The organism is Amycolatopsis ruanii (assembly GCF_003385175.1).
Taxonomy (GTDB): domain Bacteria; phylum Actinomycetota; class Actinomycetes; order Mycobacteriales; family Pseudonocardiaceae; genus Amycolatopsis_E; species Amycolatopsis_E thermalba.
Genome location: NZ_PQHY01000082.1, coordinates 22348 through 28435, shown reverse-complemented (window position 1 = coordinate 28435; position 6088 = coordinate 22348). Strand labels below are relative to the sequence as shown.

At 72.2% G+C, this 6088-nt stretch carries 7 protein-coding genes and 1 pseudogene; 5 read left to right on the top strand and 3 right to left on the bottom strand.

Annotation, left to right across the window (positions count from 1 at the left end):
- Both D0D28_RS30130 and D0D28_RS30125 read left to right on the top strand, forming a co-directional pair.
- On the top strand, positions 1-257 hold a 257-nt coding region (locus D0D28_RS30130; protein ID WP_116114403.1), incomplete at its 5' end, for a toxin-antitoxin system HicB family antitoxin.
- A 2-nt stretch (positions 258-259) separates the two neighbouring features.
- Positions 260-1156, top strand: a complete 897-nt coding sequence (locus tag D0D28_RS30125) for a DUF4097 family beta strand repeat-containing protein (RefSeq protein ID WP_116114397.1) — start codon at positions 260-262, stop codon at positions 1154-1156.
- A 188-nt stretch (positions 1157-1344) separates the two neighbouring features.
- Here D0D28_RS30125 and D0D28_RS30120 read toward each other — a convergent pair whose 3' ends face one another.
- Entirely contained in the window at positions 1345-2562 is a 1218-nt protein-coding gene (locus D0D28_RS30120) for a winged helix-turn-helix domain-containing protein (protein ID WP_116114395.1), read from the bottom strand.
- Positions 2563-2601: 39 nt separating this feature from the next.
- Between D0D28_RS30120 and D0D28_RS30115 the strand changes: the two genes are divergently transcribed.
- Together D0D28_RS30115 and D0D28_RS37735 are read left to right on the top strand one after the other, a co-directional pair.
- Entirely contained in the window at positions 2602-3162 is a 561-nt protein-coding gene (locus D0D28_RS30115) for a GNAT family N-acetyltransferase (RefSeq protein ID WP_116114393.1), read from the top strand.
- 131 nt (positions 3163-3293) lie between these two features.
- Positions 3294-3467, top strand: a pseudogene (locus D0D28_RS37735) (hypothetical protein); the annotation flags it as partial.
- A gap of 33 nt (positions 3468-3500) precedes the next feature.
- Here D0D28_RS37735 and D0D28_RS30105 read toward each other — a convergent pair.
- Both D0D28_RS30105 and D0D28_RS30100 read right to left on the bottom strand, forming a co-directional pair.
- Positions 3501-4769, bottom strand: coding sequence for a glycosyltransferase family 87 protein (locus tag D0D28_RS30105; RefSeq protein ID WP_233157294.1), 1269 nt, complete (start codon positions 4767-4769; stop codon positions 3501-3503).
- A 123-nt stretch (positions 4770-4892) separates the two neighbouring features.
- Positions 4893-5375, bottom strand: a complete 483-nt coding sequence (locus D0D28_RS30100) for a GtrA family protein (protein WP_233157293.1) — start codon at positions 5373-5375, stop codon at positions 4893-4895.
- Between the two features lie 184 nt (positions 5376-5559).
- Between D0D28_RS30100 and D0D28_RS30095 the strand changes: the two genes are divergently transcribed.
- The gene (locus D0D28_RS30095; RefSeq protein WP_094005866.1) at positions 5560-6081 is read left to right on the top strand and encodes a hypothetical protein; all 522 of its coding nucleotides are present in this window, start codon (positions 5560-5562) and stop codon (positions 6079-6081) included.
- Positions 6082-6088 lie beyond the last annotated feature (7 nt).

The window sequence follows — 6088 nt, the reverse complement described above, 5'->3', positions numbered from 1 at the left end:
TCTCCACCAGGCGCAACGTCATCCGGGAGATGTCGCCGCCGCTGGTGGAGGGCGGCGACATCTCCCGGATGACGTTGCGCCTGGTGGAGAAGCTCAAGGAACAGGCCGAGCACGCCGCCTCGTCGCAGGGCGTCTCGCTGAACACGTTCATCTCGCAGGCCGTGCAGGGCGCGCTGCACGGTTCGCAGGCGTTCCACGCCGAGAAGCAGGCCGGCTCGCAGTCCGAGTCGCACCTGCACGGCTGGGTGAAGGGATAGTCATGACCGATCCGGAGCTCGTGCGCACGCAGACGTTCCCCCTGCCGGGGCCGCTGGAGCTGGACATCGCCGTCACGCTGGGCAGGGTCGAGGTGAAGCTGGACGCCGAGGAACCCGAGGCGACGGTGGAGATCCGGCACAACCCGGACGCGGAACAGCCGTGGACGCAAGGGATTTCCAGCCTGCTGAGCTGGGTGAGCGAGCGGTTCGGCGACCAGCTGGGCACCGACCTCAACGGCACCCCCGCGGACGCCGTGCAGCAGACGCGGCTGGAGCAGACCGGCAACCGGCTGACCGTGCACGCACCGAAGGCGTTGCCGCTGCGGAACATCCCGCTCGCGGTCACGGTGATCGCGCCGGCCGGCTCGGCGGTGGAGGTGCGGGCCGGCTCGGCGAACGTGACGGTGAGCGGATCCGCCGGGCGGGTGGACGTGTCCACCGGGGCGGGTGAGATCAGGCTGGACCGGTCCGAGGGCGCGGCGACGGTGCGCAGCGGCTCCGGCGCGATCCGGCTGGGGCCGACGCTGGCGGGGCTGCACCTGCGCACCGGCAGCGGCGACGTGGAGGTGGCGTCGCTGTCCGGGTCGGCGACGCTGGCCACCGGCACCGCCGACGTGTGGCTGGGCACCGTGTCCGGCTCGGTGCTGGCCCGCAGCGGCAGCGGTGACCTGTCGGTCGCCGAGGCGGCGAGCGGGAACCTGGAGCTGGTGACCGGCTCCGGCGACATCCGCATCGGCGTCCGCCCGGGGGTCGCCGCGGAGGTCGACCTCACCGCGAGCGCGGGCAAGGTGTCCAGCGAGCTGGACGTGGCGCTGAACCGGCCCGACGGCGAGATCCCGCTGAACGTGCGGGCACGCACCGGCTCCGGCACGGCGATGATCACCCGCGCGGCGCAGTAGACCACCGGAGAAGGCGGCCCGCGGGCCGCCGTGGGGGTGGAGGGGTGGTGTGGCATGGGGGCGTGTCACACCACCCCGTTTGCGTGTGGACTGAGCGGGTGACGGGTCCAGGGCGTGCAGCACCGATCACCTCGGCGAAGCCGGCGGATGGCCGGGGTGATCTCGTCATGCTGCTGCTCGATCCCCTCTCACGCCCGCCGCAACACCGGCGCCAGATCACCCCGCTCCCCCACCACGAAACCGTCCAGCCCCAGCCACGACGCCATCACCCGCAGCTCCTCCGCCAGCTCGGCCGCCACCCGCGGCACGTCGGCTCCCGGCTCGGCGAACGCGCCCGGCACCCGCAGCACCCCGGCCTCCCGATCGGCCTTCAGATCGACCCGCGCGACCAGCTCGCCGTCGAGCAGGAACGGGAAGACGTAGTAGCCGTACACCCGCTTGGGCTCGGGCACGTAGATCTCGATGCGGTACCGGAACCCGAACAGCCGCTCGGTGCGGGCCCGCTCCCAGATCAGCGGGTCGAACGGGCACAGCAGCGCCCGGCCCACCACCTTCCGCGGCATCCGCGCCCCGGCCAGCCGGTAGGTCGGCCCGCGCCAGCCGCGCACCTCGACCTGCTCCAGCACCCCCTCCCCGACCAGCTCGGCCACCGCCTGGCGGCTCGTCTCCGGGCCCAGCCGGTAGTAGTCCCGCAGGTCCGGCTCCGTCGCCACCCCCAGCGCCGTCGCCGCGCGGGAGATCAGCTCGCGCGCCCCCTGCTCGGGCGAGACCCGCCGCGCCAGGATCTCGGCCGGCACCACGCGCTCGGTCAGGTCGTACAGCCGCTCGAACCCGCGCCGCGTGCCGGTGGTCAGCTGGCCCAGCCCGAACAGCAGCTCGCAGATCTTCTTGACCTCGGACCGCTCCCACCACGACCCGGGCCGGCGCGTCGACTCGCCCTCCAGCTCGCGCTCGATACCGCCCGCCCCGATCGGGCCGAGCTCCTTCACCACCGCCAGCACGTCCTCCACCAGCGACGGCGACCGGTCGGCGAGGCGCTGGTAGTGGCGCCACCACCCGGGCCGCTTGGCCCCGGACCGCAGCAGCGGCCAGTCCTCGACCGGAATGAGGCTGGCCTCGTGCGCCCACGTCTCGACCAGCATCCGCGGCTTGCGGCTGCTGTGCGTCCAGGCGGCGTCGTCGATCAGCGCCGGGTCGTAGGCGCCCAGCCGCGCGAACAGGGGCGCGTAGTGCGCCCGCACCGCGACATTCACCGAGTCCAGCTGGATCAGCTGCAACCGCGACAGCACGCGCCTCAGGTGCCGCCGGGTCGGCTCGGTACCGGGCCGCGGGTCGGCGAAGCCCTGGGCCGCCAGCGCCGCCCGCCGGGCGGCCGCCACACTCATCGTCTCCATCGTGGTGCTCATGGTGCCAGCACCCACCGACAAAACCGGTAGGTTCCCGGCATGAGCACCGTGTCGGTCCGCGAAGCCGTCGAAGCCGACGCCGCGGAGATCGCCCGGATCCAGCGCGTCACCTGGCGGACGGCCTACCAGGGCGTCCTCAGCGAGCAGGCCCTCGCGGAGCTCGGCTCCCCCGGCATCGAGGCGCGCTGGGCGGAGGCGATCGGCCACCCCGGCTCGCGGATCCACCTCGCCGTCGAAGGCGGGTTCACGGTCGGGTTCTGCGTCGCCGGCCCCGCGCCGCGCGAGGACGTGGCCGACGCCGCGGGGAACGTGCCCGCCGACGCCGACCGCACCGGCTTGATCGGGACGCTGCTGGTGGAGCCGCGCTGGTCCCGGCGCGGCCACGGCGGCCGCCTGCTGGCCGCGGCCGCCGCCGGGCTGCGCGAGCTGGGCGCGGGCCGCGGCATCACCTGGGCCGCGGAGTCCGACGCCGCCACCCTCGGCTTCTACCGCCGCGCCGGCTGGCACCCCGACGGCACCGTCCGCACCCTCGACACCGGCGAGCGCCGCCTGCGCGAACTCCGCCTCACCGGAGCGCTGGACATCCAGCTCGTCGAGTAGGTCACCAGACCGTCGCCGGCCACGCGGCGACCGCGGCCGCCCGGCGCCACCCCGGTCAGCGGCGGCCGGACCAGCCCGAGCACGCCGAGGATCTCCACCGCGCCGATGCCCGCACCACCCAGATCGGGACGGTGCCGGCCCAGCCCGTCATCGGCGCCAGCTGCTCCGGCTCTGCGCGATCTTCGTCCCGCCCGCGAACACCCAGCGGCGCGGCCGCGATCCAGCAGGCGATCTTCACTGCGACGTGCGGATCCGGGACGCGCTTCACCGAGCTGCAGCAGCGCATCCCGGGCGTGTCCCAGCGGATGCTGTCGCCGACGCTGCGGAATCTCGGACGCTCAGGCCTCGTCGCCGGCGCGGGCCGGCGTGAACGCCGGCTTCGTCAGCTCCCGGCTCAGCTCGAAGTCCAGGTCCGTGGACGGCGCGGGCTTGCCCCGCCCGCGGAACCACAGCACCGACATCACGACCAGGAACACCACGGCCACGATCTGGTAGCTGCTGCCCGCGACCTGCTGCGCGAAGCTCCAGTTCTCCCACTCCAGCGGCACCCAGTAGTGCGGCGCGAGCCACATGATCACCACGGCGCCCCAGCCGGACACGATGAGCCACTTGTTGTTCCGCTGCACGCCCATCACGAGCACCAGCGCCGCGGTCGGCAGGGCCAGGATCCAGTGGTGCGACCAGGAGATCGGCGAGATCAGCAGCACACCGGCGGCGTTGACGCCCAGCGCCAGCGCGAGGTTGTCGTCCCGCAACGCGCGGGCGGTGCCCAGGAACGTCATCACGACGACCGCGAGCACCCCGAGCCCGCCGACCACCGACAGCGTGGTGCCGGTCAGGTGGAACTTCTCGAACGTCGCGGTGATCGACTCGTTCGCGTGGATCGGGCCGATGTTCATGCCGGTGGCGTGGAAGACGCGGTCAGTCCAGTACGTCCACGAGTCGCCGGGCATCAGCACGAACGCGATCGCCGTCATCACCAGGAAGCTGACGAACGCGGTGACCACCGCGCGGAAGTCCTTGCGCAGCAGGAAGATCAGGCAGAACCCGGCCGGGGTGAGCTTGACCGCCGCCGCGATGCCGATCAGCGCGCCCCGTGGCCAGCGCGGGTTCGGCCACAGGATGTCGACCGCGACGAGCATCATCAGCAGGACGTTGATCTGGCCCCAGAAGATCGTGTTCGCGACCGGGTGCGCGACCACCATCACGATCGCGGCCGCCACGACCATCCACGTCTTGTTCAGCAGCCCGCGCAGCTCCGGCGAGGAGTTGCGGTAGGCCAGGATGATCGGGAACAGCGCCAGGCAGGTCGCGCCGGTCAGCAGCGGGTAGCCGATCGGCGGCGGGATGATCGCCAGCGGGGTGAACAGCACCGCGGAGAACGGCGGGTAGGTGTAGGGCAGCGCGCCGCCGATGCTCGAGACCGGCAGTTCCGTGTAGATCGAGTGGCCCTTGAGGAACGTGTCCGCGCCCAGCCGGTAGATGTCGACGTCGGTGGGCCACTTCCGGATGCCCTGCGCGTAGTAGGCGAGCGCGGCGAACAGGCCCACGGCCAGCAGGAGTTCCAAGCCCAGGCGTACCCGCTCGGCGGTACTGCCGTACCTCATCGTGTCGATGACAGCTTTCACTCGTTCTCCCAGTCCCGGCCACGCGTGATCTCACGGAACAGACGCCGCAGCGCCTATCTTCGTTGTCGGCGTGATCGATGTTACGAGCGGGTCCCCCTTGTGCTAACCGCGGCGGCGGTCGATGAACACGATCCAGCGAAGGACGCTGTAGAGGAACACCGCCTCGCACGCGCCGGCGACGAGGCGCGCCAGGTGGTACTGCACGCCCAGCGCGGCCAGGCCGGCCCCGGCGCCGAGGATGAACGCGAAGTAGTTGACCGCCACCGCGACGGCGTAGCGCACGGCCTGGCGCCCGACCGGGGCGTGCGAGCGGAAGTTGAACACGCGGTTGAGCACGAAGCTCAGGGCGAAGGCGCACACGTAGGCGACCGTGATCGCGACCGGCAGCGGCAGCCCGGCCACGCCGTGACCCAGGGTGAGCAGCAGCAGGTCGACGCCGAAGGTGAACCCGTTGATCAGCGCGAAACCCACGAAACTGGGCGGGACCAGCGTGTTCAGCCCCAGCGGGAGGTAGCGGACGACCGTCGCGCAGAGCGAGGCGAACCTTTCCACGGGCGAGCGCGTCACCCGGATGTCCTGTGGCACGGCGCCACGGTGGCAGAACCGGGTGACGGGAAGGTGAGCAGCCGGTAGTCGGAAAGCGGCGGAAAGTGTCCCCGACCCCACGGAGATCACACTCCGGGCTGATATCTTCTTGTGACCCCGTCCGTGTGATCCTCCGCTCTCCGCGGAGGCCTCGCCCGCCCCGAAGCCCCGTCAGGAGGCGCGGATGTTCGCCTGGTTCTGGGTGACGCTCGGCGTTGCCTTCGGGTCGGCGATCGTGCCCGTGATCAGCGTCGAGGTGTTCGTGCTGGGGCTCGTGGCCAGCGAGCCGGGGCTGCACTGGCTGCTGATCGGCGCGGCCGTCTCGATCGGCCAGATCGCCGGCAAGCTGTTCTACTACCTGGCCGCGCGCGGGTCGATCAGGCTGCCGCGGTTCCTGCACGACCGCCTGCACCGGGTGCGCCCGCCCAGCCGCCGCCGCGACCGGTGGCACCGGCGGACCAAGTGGCTGCGCGGCAAGGTCGAGGCGCTGCGCGAGCGCTGCCACCGGCACCCGCACTGGATGACGGGCACCTACGGGGTCAGTTCGCTGATCGGCCTGCCGCCCTTCATGGCGACGACGGTGCTGGCCGGTCTGGCCGACATGCGGATGTCGACGTTCCTCACGGCCGGCCTGGCCGGGCGGTTCATCCGGTACAGCGCGCTGGCCGCGTGCCCGGCCGTGTTCGCCGGCTGGTTCCACCACTGAGCAGGGC

What these genes read in the sequence shown, in the direction of transcription:
- D0D28_RS30105 (WP_233157294.1), bottom strand. Translation starts at nt 4,769, where the DNA reads ATGAGGTACGGCAGTACCGCCGAGCGGGTACGCCTGGGCTTGGAACTC.
- D0D28_RS30125 (WP_116114397.1), top strand. Translation starts at nt 260, where the DNA reads ATGACCGATCCGGAGCTCGTGCGCACGCAGACGTTCCCCCTGCCGGGG.
- D0D28_RS30115 (WP_116114393.1), top strand. Translation starts at nt 2,602, where the DNA reads ATGAGCACCGTGTCGGTCCGCGAAGCCGTCGAAGCCGACGCCGCGGAG.
- D0D28_RS30120 (WP_116114395.1), bottom strand. Translation starts at nt 2,562, where the DNA reads ATGAGCACCACGATGGAGACGATGAGTGTGGCGGCCGCCCGGCGGGCG.
- D0D28_RS30095 (WP_094005866.1), top strand. Translation starts at nt 5,560, where the DNA reads ATGTTCGCCTGGTTCTGGGTGACGCTCGGCGTTGCCTTCGGGTCGGCG.